Annotated in this window: 13 protein-coding genes; 8 read left to right on the forward strand and 5 right to left on the reverse strand. The window is 70.0% G+C overall.

The window, feature by feature from the left end; all coding sequences use genetic code 11:
* Positions 1–13 precede the first annotated feature (13 nt).
* The gene (locus ACZ4S3_RS12330) at positions 14–907 is read right to left on the reverse strand and encodes a universal stress protein (RefSeq protein WP_467931158.1); all 894 of its coding nucleotides are present in this window, start codon (positions 905–907) and stop codon (positions 14–16) included.
* Between the two features lie 278 nt (positions 908–1,185).
* Here ACZ4S3_RS12330 and ACZ4S3_RS12335 point away from each other — a divergent pair, with 278 nt between their 5' ends.
* The 3 genes from ACZ4S3_RS12335 to ACZ4S3_RS12345 all read left to right on the forward strand — a co-directional run bounded on the left by ACZ4S3_RS12335 (position 1,186) and on the right by ACZ4S3_RS12345 (position 5,458).
* Positions 1,186–1,872 carry a CBS domain-containing protein gene (locus tag ACZ4S3_RS12335; RefSeq protein WP_467931163.1) on the forward strand — a complete coding sequence of 229 codons (687 nt, stop codon included), beginning with the start codon at positions 1,186–1,188 and terminating at the stop codon, positions 1,870–1,872.
* Positions 1,873–2,109: 237 nt separating this feature from the next.
* A complete protein-coding gene (locus ACZ4S3_RS12340; protein WP_467931594.1) occupies positions 2,110–4,809 on the forward strand; it encodes a bifunctional acetate--CoA ligase family protein/GNAT family N-acetyltransferase in 2,700 nt (899 codons plus the stop codon).
* A gap of 58 nt (positions 4,810–4,867) precedes the next feature.
* The gene (locus ACZ4S3_RS12345; RefSeq protein WP_467931167.1) at positions 4,868–5,458 is read left to right on the forward strand and encodes a CBS domain-containing protein; all 591 of its coding nucleotides are present in this window, start codon (positions 4,868–4,870) and stop codon (positions 5,456–5,458) included.
* 13 nt (positions 5,459–5,471) lie between these two features.
* On the opposite strand, the gene ACZ4S3_RS12350 is transcribed toward ACZ4S3_RS12345, so the two are convergent.
* Positions 5,472–6,047 carry an Rv1733c family protein gene (locus ACZ4S3_RS12350; RefSeq protein ID WP_467931172.1) on the reverse strand — a complete coding sequence of 192 codons (576 nt, stop codon included), beginning with the start codon at positions 6,045–6,047 and terminating at the stop codon, positions 5,472–5,474.
* A gap of 196 nt (positions 6,048–6,243) precedes the next feature.
* Between ACZ4S3_RS12350 and ACZ4S3_RS12355 the strand changes: the two genes are divergently transcribed.
* A complete protein-coding gene (locus ACZ4S3_RS12355; RefSeq protein ID WP_467931176.1) occupies positions 6,244–6,951 on the forward strand; it encodes a response regulator in 708 nt (235 codons plus the stop codon).
* Positions 6,952–6,972: 21 nt separating this feature from the next.
* On the opposite strand, the gene ACZ4S3_RS12360 is transcribed toward ACZ4S3_RS12355, so the two are convergent.
* Positions 6,973–8,649, reverse strand: a complete 1,677-nt coding sequence (locus ACZ4S3_RS12360; RefSeq protein WP_467931181.1) for a sensor histidine kinase — start codon at positions 8,647–8,649, stop codon at positions 6,973–6,975.
* 887 nt (positions 8,650–9,536) lie between these two features.
* Between ACZ4S3_RS12360 and ACZ4S3_RS12365 the strand changes: the two genes are divergently transcribed.
* Positions 9,537–10,430 carry a universal stress protein gene (locus tag ACZ4S3_RS12365; RefSeq protein WP_467931184.1) on the forward strand — a complete coding sequence of 298 codons (894 nt, stop codon included), beginning with the start codon at positions 9,537–9,539 and terminating at the stop codon, positions 10,428–10,430.
* 29 nt (positions 10,431–10,459) lie between these two features.
* On the opposite strand, the gene ACZ4S3_RS12370 is transcribed toward ACZ4S3_RS12365, so the two are convergent.
* Positions 10,460–10,735, reverse strand: a complete 276-nt coding sequence (locus ACZ4S3_RS12370; protein WP_467931188.1) for a DUF1876 domain-containing protein — start codon at positions 10,733–10,735, stop codon at positions 10,460–10,462.
* Between the two features lie 198 nt (positions 10,736–10,933).
* Positions 10,934–11,440, reverse strand: a complete 507-nt coding sequence (locus ACZ4S3_RS12375) for a hydrogenase maturation protease (protein WP_467931191.1) — start codon at positions 11,438–11,440, stop codon at positions 10,934–10,936.
* A gap of 187 nt (positions 11,441–11,627) precedes the next feature.
* Between ACZ4S3_RS12375 and ACZ4S3_RS12380 the strand changes: the two genes are divergently transcribed.
* Genes ACZ4S3_RS12380 through ACZ4S3_RS12390 form a run of 3 tightly spaced genes read left to right on the forward strand, consistent with a single transcriptional unit; the run spans position 11,628 to position 14,082 of the window.
* On the forward strand, positions 11,628–12,782 hold the full coding sequence (locus ACZ4S3_RS12380; RefSeq protein WP_467931194.1) for a 4Fe-4S dicluster domain-containing protein: 1,155 nt from the start codon (positions 11,628–11,630) through the stop codon (positions 12,780–12,782).
* Positions 12,779–13,261: a cyclic nucleotide-binding domain-containing protein gene (locus ACZ4S3_RS12385; protein ID WP_467931198.1), complete on the forward strand. Its 483-nt coding sequence runs from the start codon at positions 12,779–12,781 to the stop codon at positions 13,259–13,261. Before ACZ4S3_RS12380 ends, ACZ4S3_RS12385 begins: the two co-directional genes overlap by 4 nt.
* Positions 13,258–14,082: an FAD/NAD(P)-binding protein gene (locus tag ACZ4S3_RS12390; protein WP_467931200.1), complete on the forward strand. Its 825-nt coding sequence runs from the start codon at positions 13,258–13,260 to the stop codon at positions 14,080–14,082. Before ACZ4S3_RS12385 ends, ACZ4S3_RS12390 begins: the two co-directional genes overlap by 4 nt.
* Position 14,083 lies beyond the last annotated feature (1 nt).

Here is a 14,083-nt window from a genome sequence, read left to right on the forward strand (position 1 = left end):
GGATTTCGTGCCGTCAGTTATGGGGGACCACGGCGACCGGGGCCGGGCAGTGGTGCAGGACGGCGTGGGCGATGTGCCCGATGCGGGGCGGCATGACCCTTGAAGAGGGGGTGCGGCGACCGATGACGACGAGGCTGGCGTCGGCCGCGGCGTCCAGCAGGTGGTGGGCGGGCTGTCCGACGACGGCTTGCTCCGTCACGTCCACGGCTGGGTACTTGTCGCGCCACGGCAGGAGCGCTTTACGCAGGGCTTCCGTCTCCTCGGCTTCGATATCGGCTGCCCAGCTCGGATCCGCGCCGACGCCGTGCACGTCGTAGTACGCCGGGGGGTTCCAGCCGTGCACCACCAGCAGGGGAGCCGCTCGTAGTGCCGCTGCGTCGAAGGCGAAGTGGATCACTTCGTCGCACGGGTGGCTGAGGTCCAGACCGACGACGACTGGTCGTGGAGGGACGGCCGTAGGCTCCTGGCCGGGATGCTTGTCCTGGTCCGTCCGCGGGGCACGGATCAGTACGACGGGCCGCTCGGCGTGTGCGACGGTGGCCATGGCGACGGAGCCGAGCACGAATCCGGCAAGTCCGCCGACGCCGACGGTGCCGAGCACCAGGAGCTCGGCTTCTTTGGCCGCTTCACACAGCACTTCCGGGGGCGGACCGGTGAGGAGGTCTGCCGTGATGTCGAGGTCCGGATAGTGGTGGCGCAGCTGGCGGGTGACCTGACGCGGAACCTCCTCGGACCAGCGGCGGGCGTCCTCCGGTCCCGCGGGGGGTGCGTGTGCGTAGGGCTGCCACTCCCACGCATGGACTAGCCGTAGTGGCGCGTCTCTGAGCTGCGCCTCGCGGCCGCCCCAGTCCGCGGCGGCGAGACCCGCAGGCGATCCGTCCACACCGACAGTCACGGGGCGCGTCATGGCGTACCTCCAGCGAGCGCGAAAGCATCGTCCGCTTCACAGGCTGCTCGGCTTGGACGGCTCGGAGGAGGGGCCGCAAAGCCTTTTCGGGGGCCGACCGGCCCAACAAACGGTGTGTGTCATAGCGGGTACAGAAGTGCGGGGACCCATGTGTCGTGTCCCCGGGCCGGCCGACCCGAGAGGTTGGGGCCGGACGGCCCCTGCCGTGCGTGTGCGGGTGGAAGCAGGCTGGAGGTGTCACTACGGCCGTGCGACAGGGACCCTACCGAGGAGGCGTCATGGAGCACTCTCCGCACACCGTCAGCGATGTGATGACTCAGACCGTGGTCGCGATCGGTGAGGAAGCACGCTTCAAGGAGATCGTCGAGACCATGGAGCAGTGGAAGGTCAGCGCTCTGCCCGTGCTTGCGGGGGAGGGGCGGGTGATCGGCGTGGTGTCCGAAGCCGATCTGTTGCCGAAGGAAGAGTTCCGGGAGTCGGATCCCAGCCGTATGGAGCAGCTGGACCGGCTGGACGATGTCCGCAAGGCCGGTGCTCTGACGGCGGGGGAGCTGATGAGCGCGCCCGCCTTGACGGTGCACGCCGGTGACACCATTGCCCAGGCGGCGCGGACCATGGCATACAAGTCCGTGAAACGGCTTCCCGTGGTCGACAGCACGGGGTTGCTGCAGGGCATCGTCAGTCGCTCCGACCTGCTGAAGGTCTTCCTGCGCTCCGACGAGGACCTGGCGGAGGAAGTGCGTACGGAGATCATTGGGCGGCTGCTCGCCGACTCCTCGACGGATTTGGAGGTCACGGTCACCGACGGGGTGGTCACCCTCCGCGGCACGGTCGGCAACACCTCGCTCATCCCCGTCGTGTCACGCCTGGTGCGCGCGGTCGAGGGTGTCGTGGACGTGGCGTTGGAGATGAAGGGCTCGGCTTCCGCCCCCATGGGACCGCGGGTGGTCCGTCCGCAGTTCTGAGCACTGATGCGGGGTCGTGTGCGCCGGTCAGGCCAACCCACCAGGCATGAATGCGAAGCCGCCGCAGCGCAATTGGACTGCGAGGCGATCGGACTCGACTACGGCGACTGCTACTTGCTCCGTGCCCCCTAAGCACAGCAGGGCCGGTCGGCCCTGCGAACGACACCGTGCGGCCCTCGTGCGGGAGGGCCCCAACCGCAGACCATGAGAGCCGGATCCCTGAAGAAGGGCATCGCGATGGCACACACCGCCTCCCGTACGCGCGAGGTCTGCGCACTGCTGGCCGATGGAAGCACGGTTCGGCTGCGCCCCGCGTGCCCGGAGGACCGAGCACAGGTACTCCGGCTCTACGACGAGATGTCCGCCGACAACCTGCGCAACAGGTTCTTCGCGATGAGCCGACGCTCCGGCGAGCAGGCCGCGGAGAGGCTCTGCGCGCCCCCCGGCCCCGGACACCGCACGCTGGTGGCCGTGCAGGGCGACCGGCTGGTCGGCGTCGCCGAGTACGAGACCGTCGACGACCCCGCCTCCGGCGAGATCGCCCTGGCGGTCGCCGACGACTTCCACCATCGGGGTGTGGGCACCCTGCTGCTGGAACATCTCGTCCACATCGCCCGCGAGAACGGCATCGCGGTCTTCACCGCCGATGTACTCGCCGACAACCATCCCGTACACAGGGTCTTTGCAGACCTCGGCTTGACCGTCACCCGGCAGTACAACGGCACCACGGTGCGCGGCATCATCCGCCTCAATCCGGATGAGCGCTATCTCTCGGCGGTGGACATCCGGGGCCGTACGGCTGACATTGCGAGCATGCAGCCACTGCTGCGGCCCCGCTCGATCGCTGTCATCGGAGCCGGAACCCGGCCGGGGTCGGTCGGGCGGGCCATCCTGCACAACCTGCGTGAGGCCCACTTCTCCGGCCTTCTCGACGCGGTCAACCCGCATGCGGAGGCCGTGTTGCGCATCCCGGCTCACGCGGCCGTCGCGGACCTCCCTCACCCGCCCGATCTCGCCGTCGTCGCCGTACCGGCAGCCGCGGTTCCCGAGATCGCGCTCCAGTGCGGCAGAGTGGGCGTGAAGGCGTTGGTGGTCGTGGCATCCGGTCTCGACGCGAGGCAGACCGCGGAGCTGACAGCCGCCTGCCGCCATTGGGGAATGCGGCTGGTGGGTCCCAACTGCCTGGGCATAGCCAATACGGAAGAGCCGGTCCGGATGAATGCGACGTTCGCCGTCAGCAGGGCGCTGCCGGGCACCGCGGGGGTCGCCGTGCAGTCCGGCGGGGTCGGCATCGCGCTCCTCGATGGACTCTCCCGCCTGGGCATCGGCGTTTCCAGCTTCGTCTCGCTCGGCGACAAGCGCGATGTGAGCAGCAACGACCTCCTGCAATGGTGGGAGTGTGACGGCCGAACCGATCTCGCGCTGCTGCACCTGGAGTCGTTCGGCAATCCTCGCGCCTTCTCGCGTACGGCCCGGCGCGTTGCCCGCCGGATGCCGCTGCTGACGGTCGACGCCGGGCGTTCGGGCGCAGGCCGTCGCGCCGCCGCCTCGCACACCGCGGCCGCGGCGACCCCGACCATGACCCGCCGGGCACTGTTCAGCCAGGCCGGTATCACCGCCACCCGCACCCTCGGCGAGCTGCTGGACACCGCAGCGCTACTGCACTCCCAGCCACTGCCCGCAGGCGGCAGGGTCGCCGTGGTCTCCAACGCCGGCGGGGCCGGAGTGCTCGCCGCGGACGCCTGCGTGGACGCGGGACTGACCGTCCCCGAGCTCCCACCGGACCTCGTGGACGAGCTGCTGGCCATGCTTCCCGGAGGCGCCGGCGCCGGAAACCCCGTCGACACCACGCCGGCGGTGAGCGTGCAGACATTGAGCGACTGTGTGGACCGGGTCATGCGATCCGGAGCGGTTGATGCCGTCCTGGTTGCCCTGGTACCGACCGCACTCACCTCGGCGGTCGGCGCTGAACTGGTCACCGCACTGACGGCCCCGGTGCCGAAGGCCTGCACCGGCCGGCCTGTCGTCGCGGTGCTGCTCGACCAGGCGGAGCGCATCCGGCTGCTCCGGACCGATGACGGGACGAGGGTGCCCGCCTACGGCGAGCCGCATTCGGCAGCCCAGGCTCTTCTTCATGCCGCTGAACGCGCCCATTGGCTGGCCAGACCAGAGGGCGGCATCGTGGAGCCGGCCGACGTCGACACTCCGGAGGCACGCGCGCTCGTGGACACATTTCTTGCCCGGGATGCGGCCGGCGGTTGGTTGGATACGCGAGAGACCGAGCAGCTCTTCGCCTGCTACGGCATTCCCCGGCTGCGGCAGGCATACGCCGCCACCGAGCAGGAAGCGGTGGATGCCGCCGCGCGACTCGCGGGCCCCGATGGTGGCGTGGCGCTCAAGGCGCAGGGGCCCGAACTCGTGCACAAGAGCGACCGGGGCGCCGTTCTCCTCGATCTGCACGGCGAGCGGCAGGTACGGGCCGCTCACCGCGACCTGACGGCTCGTCTCGGTGCAGCCATGACCGGCGTCCTGGTCCAGCCGATGGCAGCACGCGGCACTGAACTGCTGGCCGGCGTCGTCCAGGACGAAGTCTTCGGCGCCCTGGTCCTGTTCGGACTGGGAGGCACCACCAGCGAGCTGCTCGCCGACCACGCGGCGCGTCTTGCGCCGCTCACCGACACCGACGTCCACGAACTGATCGCCGCACCGCGCTGTGCGCCGCTGCTGTTCGGCTACCGGGGCGGGGCCCCGGCCGATGTCGGTGCCCTGGAAGATCTGCTGGCGCGTCTCTCCCGGATGGCCGATGACCTTCCCGAGCTTGCCGAGGCCGAGTGCAATCCGGTCATCGCCAGGCCGGACGGAATCACCGTCGTGGACGCCCGGGTTCGCCTCCTGCCACGCCGCGCGACAGATCCCTACCTGCGCCGGCTTCCCTGAGGCAGGGACACGAGCGGAGAGCGAGGCCGAGGTGAAGCGTCGACGGGTCGGAAGTGTGATGACCGGTGATGTCGTCAGCGCGCGGAGCGGGACACCGACTGACGAGGTTGCGCGGTGGCTGGCGGAGTACGACATCAATGGCCTGCCTGTCGTGGATGCCGACGAGAGGGTCATCGGGGTCGTCTCCGCTACGGACCTGAGGCGCATGGGGCGCACGACGGCGGCGGACGGCATGCCCACCGCCGGCGCTGTGATGTCCGCTCCGGCTCGTACGGTCCGTGCCGACGACTCCGTAGTTCGTGCGGCCCGCCTCATGAGCACAAGCGGCGTCGAGCGGCTCCCTGTGGTGGACGAGGAGGCACGTCTCGTCGGCATGGTCACGCGGCGCGATGTGCTGCAGATCTTTGCCCGTCCGGACGCGGACATCGGCGACGAGGTGACCGATGAGATCGTGGTGCGGGCGCTGTGGCTGAGCCCGCAGAACGTGGACGTCGCTGTCCACGACGGTGTGGTGACCCTGAGCGGAGCTCTTGAGAGCAGTGGCGAGGTAGCCATCGCGGTATGGATGACGCGGCAGGTCGATGGCGTGACAGCGGTGGCCAACCGCCTCACCTATCGGCGTGAGGCTCCGTACCGACAGTCGGTGTAGCTGGCGCCGCGATTCAGAGCCGGCGGTGTCGCCATTTGGTGTCTGTCTGCTCCCAGTCCTTCTCCCACTGGGCGTAGCGTCGGCGGTTCAGGAGGATGACTCCGGCTCTGTCCGCGCCGAGAAGCAGCAGACCGGTGGCGGACGCGGCGACAACACCGAGCGCGATGCTCTGGGCGACGGCGTCTGTGGGAGTGACGGGGTCCCGCAACAGGGATCCGTGCCGGTCGAGCCGGGCGGTGGTGCGTTCGCCCGCCCGCAGGCCCGGTGTCACGGCCGTCTCTCCGGTGCGGACGGTGCCGTCCGCGGCTGTCCACCGCACTGTGGCGTGGACCCGGCCACCGGGGCGGTCCGCGGAGCCGGCACCGATGCGAGCGGGGGAATCTTCCGTGAGCACGGCGGACACGGTCGTCGACTCGTGGCTCTGGCGTTGGGAGGCGGAGCCCACTGCGCCTGCGGCCGCCACACCGGCGGCAGGCGCCGCCACGGCGATCAGGGCCGCAGTGACCAGGAGCATCCCGGCCTCTGCCGCGTCCGTGCCGCGCTTGAGCGGGTTGTGCTGCCACCGCCAACGGATCTGCTCGAGAGGCATCACGACCCCCTTCCGCCTGTCCTCCGACATTGGCACGCGCGTCCCTGACAGGTGAGGGGCCGAACGGCCCCAGCGGGAGACGGGGCGGCACCCGTCGGCGAGGCCGGCGGGGACCGTTCGGCACTGGCGCGGCTGAGCGGCGCGATTCACGATGGGGTAGACGGGGGTCGACGCCGGCCCCGGCCCGGAGGGCACCATGAGCGATGCAGGCGCATTCTCACCGGAGCGGCCGATCCGTGTGTTCTTGCTCGATGATCATGAGGTCGTCCGCCGCGGTGTGCAGGATCTCCTCGATGCCGAGCCGGACATCGAGGTGGTGGGCGACGCCGGAACGGCCGAACATGCGCTCGCCCGGGGGCCGGCGCTGCGGCCGGATGTCGCGGTGCTCGACGTGCGTTTGCCTGACGGCGACGGGGTCTCCGTGTGCCGGGAGCTGCGTTCGCGCATGCCGGGGCTGGGCTGTCTGATGCTCACCTCGTTCGACGATGACGAGGCGCTGCTCGATGCGATCATGGCTGGTGCGGCGGGTTATGTGCTGAAGGAGATCAAGGGCGCAGATCTTGTCGCTGCGGTGCGTACGATCGCCTCCGGTCGTTCGATGCTCGACCCGGCGACGACATCGCGGCTGATGAGGACTCTGCGGGGGGAGGATTCCGACGAGGAGCCCGAGGCGGACGCCCTGTCGAGCCTCTCGCCACGGGAGAGGGAGATCCTCGGTCTGATCGGCGAGGGGCTGACGAACCGGCAGATCGGCAAGCGGCTCTATCTTTCCGAGAAGACCGTCAAGAACCACATCTCCCGCCTGCTGGCCAAACTCGGCGTGGAGCGGCGCATCCAGGCGGCCGTCCTCGCCACTCAGGCGGCGCCGGTCACGGACGCGACGGCCGGCCGGCATCACGGCTGAGGCGTATGGCGCAGGGGCGCGCTACTCCGAGGGCAGCGGTACGCACCACACCAGGCGGGTGTCGCCTTCCCCCGGTGTCTCGACGGTCATCTGTCCGCCCAGGCTCTCCGCCCGTTTGGCCAGGTTGTTCAATCCGCTGCGCCGACCGTCTCTCGGGATGCCCACACCGTTGTCCTTGACCGTCAGTGTCAGCCTTCGGTCGCGGAGGACCAGGGATACGTCGGCCGCGCTGGCGTGGGCGTGCCGTGCGGTGTTGGAGAGCGCTTCGCTGATCACGGCCAGCGCATGCTCGCCGGTCTCCGCTGGCACATCCGTGTCGAGGAGTCCCTCCATGCGGAGGGACGGCGTGAACCCCAGTGCGCGGGCCGCCTGTTCCACCGTGGTGACCACGCGAGCCCGCAGGCCGTGGGCGGCCCGGCCGGAGCCGTGGGCGCGCAGCCCGAAGATGGTGGACCGGATGATCTTGATGGTCTCGTCGAGATCGTCCACCGCGCGCAGCAGCCGTTCACTGGCCTCCGGGTGATCGACGAAACGCAGGGCGCTCTGCAGCGTCATGCCGGTGGCGAAGAGCCGTTGGATGGCCAGGTCATGCAGGTCACGCGCGATGCGTTCATGGTCCTTGAGCAGTGCCAGCTGCTCGGCGCCATGGCGTTGGTCGGCCATCTCCATCGCGAGGGCCCCCTGGCCCGCGAACGTCAGCAGCGGCGCGGTCTCCTGCTCGGTGAACGGGTCGCGGCCCTGAAGCCGGGCCAGCAACAGCACACCGCGCACCTGCTCGCCGGTGATCATCGGAACGGCGACCGCGGGTCCCAGCCCCGTCCAGCGGGGTGGGCCGATGGTAATTCTGGGGTCGTGCGCGACGTCGAGGCTGATCAAGGGACTTCGGGCGGTGAGTGTCTCGCCGGCGAAGGAGCCGTGACGGGGGAGGACCAGGCCGCGGTGTGCGTCGGCATCCACGCCCACGGCGAGCGCGACGCTCAAGTTGTCGTCGTCGAGGGGCCGCGCCAGTACTCCGAGATCGGCGGAGAGAATACGCACGGCGTGGTCGACGATCATCTCAAGGACGTCGGTCTCGCCCACTCCGGGCAGCAGACCGGCGACGATCTCGCCGTTGGCCTCCAGCCACCGCTGACGATAGCGGGCTTCCTCGTACAGATGGGCATTCTCGATGGCCACGCCGGCTGCCACCGCCAGTGCCGACAGCACGATCTCGTCCTCAGCGCCGAATTCCCCGCCACCGCGCTTCTCGGTGAGATAGAGATTGCCGAAGACCTCGTCGCGGACGCGGATCGGCACCCCGAGAAACGAGTGCATCGGCGGGTGATGCGGCGGCAGTCCGTACGACGAGGGGTGCTCGCTCAGTTCGGCCAGGCGTAGCGGCGTGGGATGGCGGACCAGCTCACCCAGAATTCCGTGGCCGGCCGGAAGATGACCAATGGCATTGGCCTCCTCCTTGGAGATCCCGACAGTCAGGAATTGGGAGAGCTGGGTGTCGTCGCCGATCACGCCGAGTGCCCCGTATTCGGCGTCCACGAGCACGGCCGCGGCCTCGACGATGTGGTGCAGCACCTGCGACAGCTCCAGCCCCCTGCCCACGGACATGACCGCTTCGAGCAGCAGATGAGGCGACCCGCCCGTACTACGTTCCACCGCCTGGAGTCGTTCGTGCAGATCGTCCGGCAGTGCGTCCAGGCTCAAGCGCGCATCGTCGACTCGGCCAGCTCTCTCGTCACCCACGGCTTCCTCCGCGGCGGCCGCTCACACGGCCCCACCTTCAACGGTAGTGACCGTGGGCGGACGAGCATCTCGAGGCGCGGCGGGATTCGCCGGCCGAGCTGGGGGGAGAGACGTGGATTTACACGCGTTGCCTGCCGTGATGCCCGTCCGGGAATCCGACGCGGAGACAGCGGTCGGCGCGGACGTCGATGGCCGGGACCTTTTCCGCTGCGCCACATGCCGACTCCCAGTAAATCCACACACGGTCTCCCCGGTGAAATTCCCGGATTGCTTAGAAGGACAACAAATTCACCTTTATTACGCCCTGTCGACATCCGTGCAGTATGTGCTCGGGGTGCTCTGTTCCGGGTGTTGCTGCGCAGAGATCTGCGGGTGGAATACAGGGACTGTCCGCCGCCGAGAGCCAGAGAGGCGTGGGCCATTCGGCCCCCTGGCAGAGCCCATCGGCTCATTGATCGCAGGGTGGAGCGTCCAGCAGGCTCGATACGTGGGGCGGGCGCCGCTCTGCCCCGGGCAGGGAACGCTGACGAGCGGCAGTATCGACGAATAGATCGACGGTGAAGCTTTCGCGCCGAGCGCCCAACGAACGGAAATCGAAGAGAATGCCGAATTCCGCCGCGGTTCTCGACAAGGTGGCCACGGGGTACACCGACGGCATGCCGACCGTCGGATACCGCGGGAAGGGGAGATGGCGACTCCACCACGATCACCGCCAAGTGGGGCACGCGGGAGGAGTGAATCCGTTTCAGGAGAGGTAAGCCTCCTTTGCCGGCATATGTTCCCCGGGCAGCTCTCTCGTCGGCCGGTCAGATCTGTTTCCCTGTCTCCGCCCCGAAAGAAGGACAGCCATGGAGCCGGAATCGATCACTGTGGGGCTCGACGGCTCACCGGAGAGTCTGGCCGCCGCGCAGTGGGCAGCTGACGAAGCGGACCGGCGTCACGCGGTGTTGCGTCTTCTTCATGCCTGGATCCTGCTGGCCGCAGAGGCGCCGGACACGCCCCCCGAGCGCGACCAGAACGCCGGCGCCCGGCAAATCGTTCGCCAGGCGCTGGACGAGGTACGGGAGCGCCATCCCCATCTGCAGATCATCGAGGACCTGGTGGGATCCGAGGCCGAGTCCGCCCTGCTGCGCGCGGCGGGCGAGTCGCGGATGCTCGTGCTCGGGTCCCGGGCTCTGACGGCGTGGGAGAGTTATGTGCTCGGTGATGTCAGTCTCGACGTCGTCGGCCGGGCCGAGGGGCCGGTCGTTCTGGTCCGAGGGGCTGGGCATGCGAAACCGCCGCGTCCTGAGTCCGTGGACGCCCCGGATGGTCCCGTGCCGCGGATCGTCGTCGGTGTGAGCCTGAACGGTCCCTGCGAGCCTCTGCTCGCCTTTGCCTTCGATGCTGCGGCGAGCCGTGGGCTTCCGCTCCAGGCCGTGCACGGTCGTCCGCTTCCCTTGCAGGCGTACGCGCCTTGGGGAGTCGACCCCGACGTCGCGGAGGAGGTCGCCAAGGAGGCGGAGGGTGAGCTGCGGGAGGCTATCCGTCCGTGGCGTGAGCGCTTCCCCGACGTGTCGGTGGAGCTGACCATGCTGCCGGAGAGCGCGACCCGAGCCATTGTCCAGGCGGCGCCGGGGGCCGAACTTCTGGCAGTCGGCCGAAGGCGGCATCACCCCTTCCTCGCACCCCGCGTCGGCCCGGTCGCGCACGCCGCCATCCATCACGTCACCTGCCCGGTGGCCGTGGTCCCCCACGACTGAGCGTTGCGCAGGCCCAGAACCGCTGCCTGTCAGGCCGGCCGCTCCGGGGTCCCGGGTGTAAGGGCACCCATGCCCTCCAGGTCGTCGTTCGCCACACCGATCAACTGCGTGCCCAGATCGATCATCGCGCGTCCAGCCGCCAGTTCGTCCCCGATCTCCGGGACGTTCGTCTCCTCCGGCCTGCACTGGGCGGCGCCGTACCCGGTGAGCGAGGTGGTGCCGGTGTCGAGCACCATGCGTGCCTTTGTCGTGCGGTCCTCCTCGAAGAGGTAGAGACGCACCTTCCACTCCTGGGTCCTGGTCATGTTCCGCCTCCCGCGTCGGTGAACCCGCACGAGGGCGTGGTGATGAGCGGCGACTCCGTGCTCGTGCGCGGGGCGGCGCGCGCGGTCGCCCCGCACTGTCACTGTGGGCCGACGCCACTGTCAGTGGGGAGGGGCTGACCTTCCTTGCGGGGGAGCCGAGCGGCCCCTTGGCGGAAGGGCGCCGCTCCGTTTCCCGGGTCACCGAGCGGCAGCGACGTACCGCACGATGTCGTCCTCGACGCGTTGGACGAGCGGCTCGACAGCGGCTGCGACCTGCGGCGAAAGGCTGGTGCCGAGGCTGGTGTCGGCGGCTTCGACGGCGTAGACGAGCAGCTCTCCGGGCAGCCGATCCAGTGCGCGGGCGAGCCGGACCGTGTCGCCCAGCGCGAAGCCGTGAGAGTTGCTCTCGCTACGGGGCGTCTGCGGCAGATCGGCATCGAGCCGGAGGCGGTGCACGCGGCCGGGCCGGGCGGGATGGGCGTGTGCGGCGTCCACGACGATGGCCAGATGGGCGTCTGCCCAGGCGCTGATGAGGCGTGTGGGCTCGCCGTCGGTGCGGATCAGCCTGGTGCCGCCGGGGAGTGGCCGGCGGGCTGCCCGGTGCGCGAGGTCGGTCACGACCGCCCAGCCCACACCGTCGTCGCGCCGGAAGTCATTGCCGACACCGATGACCACGATCTGTGTGACGGCAGAGGAAGCGTCCATGACGCGATGCCTTCCCCCCCACGTCGCCATGCTGCCGCGCCCCCTGCGGCGCAGCCGCGCCTGCCAGCCCCGTCCGGGGCATGGAACAGGGCCGTACGGGCCACAGCAGGGGCTGTCGGCCCACGTCCCGGGATATGGACGGCACATACTGGCCGCGATCGCACGAACGGGGCCGGAAGGGTGGGCGATGGCGGACGACGGCAGCACCGCGGTGATCGGCACGGACGGGCTGGCGGCGCTGATCCGGGTCCTTGTCGCGCGGGGCCGTACGGTCATCGGGCCGACCGTACGCGACGGTGCGATCGTGCTGGCCGAAATTGCCGACGGCGACGAACTTCCCTACGGCTGGGGCGTCGAGCTGGAGGCCGGACACTACCGCCTGCGGCCGCGTGAGGACGGCGCGGCGTTCGCGCACAGCGCGGGGCCGCAGTCGTGGAAGACGTTTTTGCACCCGCAGCGGGAGCGCCAGTGGGCCGCAGACCGCGGCCCCGACGGCGCGATGACGGTGACCGAGGACGACACCCCGCCGCCGTCGTATGCGTTCCTCGGGGTGCGCCCGTGCGATCTGCGGGCCATCGCCGTGCAGGACAAGGTGTTGTCCGGCGGGCCGCACACCGACAGCCGGTACCGGGCCCGTCGCGAGCGAGCCTTCCTGGTGGCGGTGGAGTGCACGGAGCCGGGAGCCACCTGCTTCTGTACGTCCATGGGCGCCGGACCCGCCGCCGAACCCGGCTACGACCTGGCGCTCACCGAGGTCGTCGACGGCGGCGGCCACCGTTTCTGGGCACGGGCCGGCAGCGACGAGGGCGCCTCCGTACTGGCCGAGCTCCCACGCAGGCCCACCGACACGGAGACCGAGTCCGCGGCCCGGGAACGGGTCGCCGAGGCGGCCGACCGGATGGGCCGCACCATGCCGTTCGTGGACCTGCAGACGCTGATGCGCGACACCCTGCACGCCGAGCGCTGGAACGATGTCGCCTCGCGCTGCCTGACCTGCGGCAACTGCACCATGGCGTGCCCCACCTGCTTCTGTACCACCGCCGAGGACGTCACCGATCTGACCGGGGATCACGCTGAGCGGTGGCGTCGCTGGGAGTCCTGCTTCGACCTGGAGTTCTCCCATCTGCCCGGCGGGCCGGTGCGCGCCTCCGGCCACAGCCGCTACCGGCAGTGGGCCACCCACAAACTCGGCACCTGGTACGACCAGTTCGGCAGTTCGGGCTGCGTCGGCTGCGGACGATGCATCGTATGGTGCCCGGTCGGCATCGACATCACCGAAGAGGCCCACGCCTTGAACGAGGAGCGCGCGGCAGGAGCGGCGCAGGGCGAGGCACCCTCATGACGGCGGAAGGGCAGGGATTTCTCAGCGCTCTGTCGTCCGAACACCGTGACCGGCTGCTCGGTTTCGCCAGTGAAGTCTCGCTCCTTGCCGGCGTCCGTATCTTCGAGGAGGGCGGTGCGGCCGAGCGTTTCTGGATCATCCGCTCCGGGCTGGTCGCCCTCGACGTGCACGAGCCGGGCCGCGGCACCACGGTTGTCGAGACACTCGGCGAGGGCGAACTGCTGGGCTGGTCCTGGCTGTTCGAACCCTACCGATGGCACCTGGGCGCGCAGACCAGGCGCGACGTGGAGGCGTACGAGTTCGACGCGCACCAGGTCCGCGCCGCGATCGACGAGGATCCCGCCTTCGGTCTGGCCGTGACCCGGTGCGTGGCTGCTGTGGCGATCGGGCGACGGCTGCGGGCCGCTCGTACCCGCCTACTGGACCTGTACGGCCCGCCTGGCCGCACGGCCGCCGCGGCCGGTGGTGAAGCGCCATGACAGCCGCCCGCCCTGCCCTGGCCCCGTTCCCGTACCGAGTGAGGAGACGTACGGACGCGACCTCTGACACCGCCGAGATCGTTCTCGAACCCATGGCATCGGCACTGCCGCCTTTCGTCCCAGGGCAGTTCGCGATGGTGTACGCCTTCGGAGTCGGCGACATCCCGCTGTCGCTGAGCCGCATCGACGGGAGCCGGCTTACCCACACCGTCCGCGCGGTCGGGGCGGTCTCCGGCGCCTTGCACGGTTTGCGGCTCGGCGCAACGGTGGGCGTACGCGGCCCCTTCGGCACCGGCTGGGATCTGTCCGCCGCTGCCGGGCGGGACCTGCTGGTCGTGGCCGGCGGCCTCGGTCTGGCGCCCCTGCGGCCGCTGGTCGACGATGCGCTCGCCGTGCCCCAGCGCCATGGGCGGCTGAACGTCCTCATCGGCGCACGCGCCCCCGGCGACCTGCTCTGCGCCCAGGACATCGACGGCTGGCGGGCGGCCGGTGCCCGCGTCCAGGTCACCGTCGACCGCCCCGACGACAAGTGGCGTGGGGATGTAGGCGTGGTGACCGCCCTCCTCGACCGGGCCGCCTTCGACCCGGACAATGCCGCGGCGTTTCTCTGCGGCCCCGAGGTGATGATCCGGGCCACCGCCCGCGACCTCGCCCACCGCGGGCTCGCCCCGGACCGGATCCGGGTCTCCCTGGAACGCACCATGCACTGCGGGACCGGCCACTGCGGCCACTGCCAGCTCGGCCCGCTGCTGCTGTGCCGCGACGGGCCGGTTGTCACCTGGACGCAGGCCGAACCGCTCCTAGCCGTACGGGAGTTGTGAC

Source organism: Streptomyces sp. NPDC028368, assembly GCF_055565615.1.

Bases quoted from the DNA above. Each gene is read 5' to 3' on its own strand.
- ACZ4S3_RS12330 (WP_467931158.1), bottom strand. From the start codon at position 907: ATGACGCGCCCCGTGACTGTCGGTGTGGACGGATCGCCTGCGGGTCTC.
- ACZ4S3_RS12335 (WP_467931163.1), top strand. From the start codon at position 1,186: ATGGAGCACTCTCCGCACACCGTCAGCGATGTGATGACTCAGACCGTG.
- ACZ4S3_RS12340 (WP_467931594.1), top strand. From the start codon at position 2,110: ATGGCACACACCGCCTCCCGTACGCGCGAGGTCTGCGCACTGCTGGCC.
- ACZ4S3_RS12345 (WP_467931167.1), top strand. From the start codon at position 4,868: ATGACCGGTGATGTCGTCAGCGCGCGGAGCGGGACACCGACTGACGAG.
- ACZ4S3_RS12350 (WP_467931172.1), bottom strand. From the start codon at position 6,047: ATGCCTCTCGAGCAGATCCGTTGGCGGTGGCAGCACAACCCGCTCAAG.
- ACZ4S3_RS12355 (WP_467931176.1), top strand. From the start codon at position 6,244: ATGAGCGATGCAGGCGCATTCTCACCGGAGCGGCCGATCCGTGTGTTC.
- ACZ4S3_RS12365 (WP_467931184.1), top strand. From the start codon at position 9,537: ATGGAGCCGGAATCGATCACTGTGGGGCTCGACGGCTCACCGGAGAGT.
- ACZ4S3_RS12370 (WP_467931188.1), bottom strand. From the start codon at position 10,735: ATGACCAGGACCCAGGAGTGGAAGGTGCGTCTCTACCTCTTCGAGGAG.
- ACZ4S3_RS12375 (WP_467931191.1), bottom strand. From the start codon at position 11,440: ATGGACGCTTCCTCTGCCGTCACACAGATCGTGGTCATCGGTGTCGGC.
- ACZ4S3_RS12380 (WP_467931194.1), top strand. From the start codon at position 11,628: ATGGCGGACGACGGCAGCACCGCGGTGATCGGCACGGACGGGCTGGCG.
- ACZ4S3_RS12385 (WP_467931198.1), top strand. From the start codon at position 12,779: ATGACGGCGGAAGGGCAGGGATTTCTCAGCGCTCTGTCGTCCGAACAC.
- ACZ4S3_RS12390 (WP_467931200.1), top strand. From the start codon at position 13,258: ATGACAGCCGCCCGCCCTGCCCTGGCCCCGTTCCCGTACCGAGTGAGG.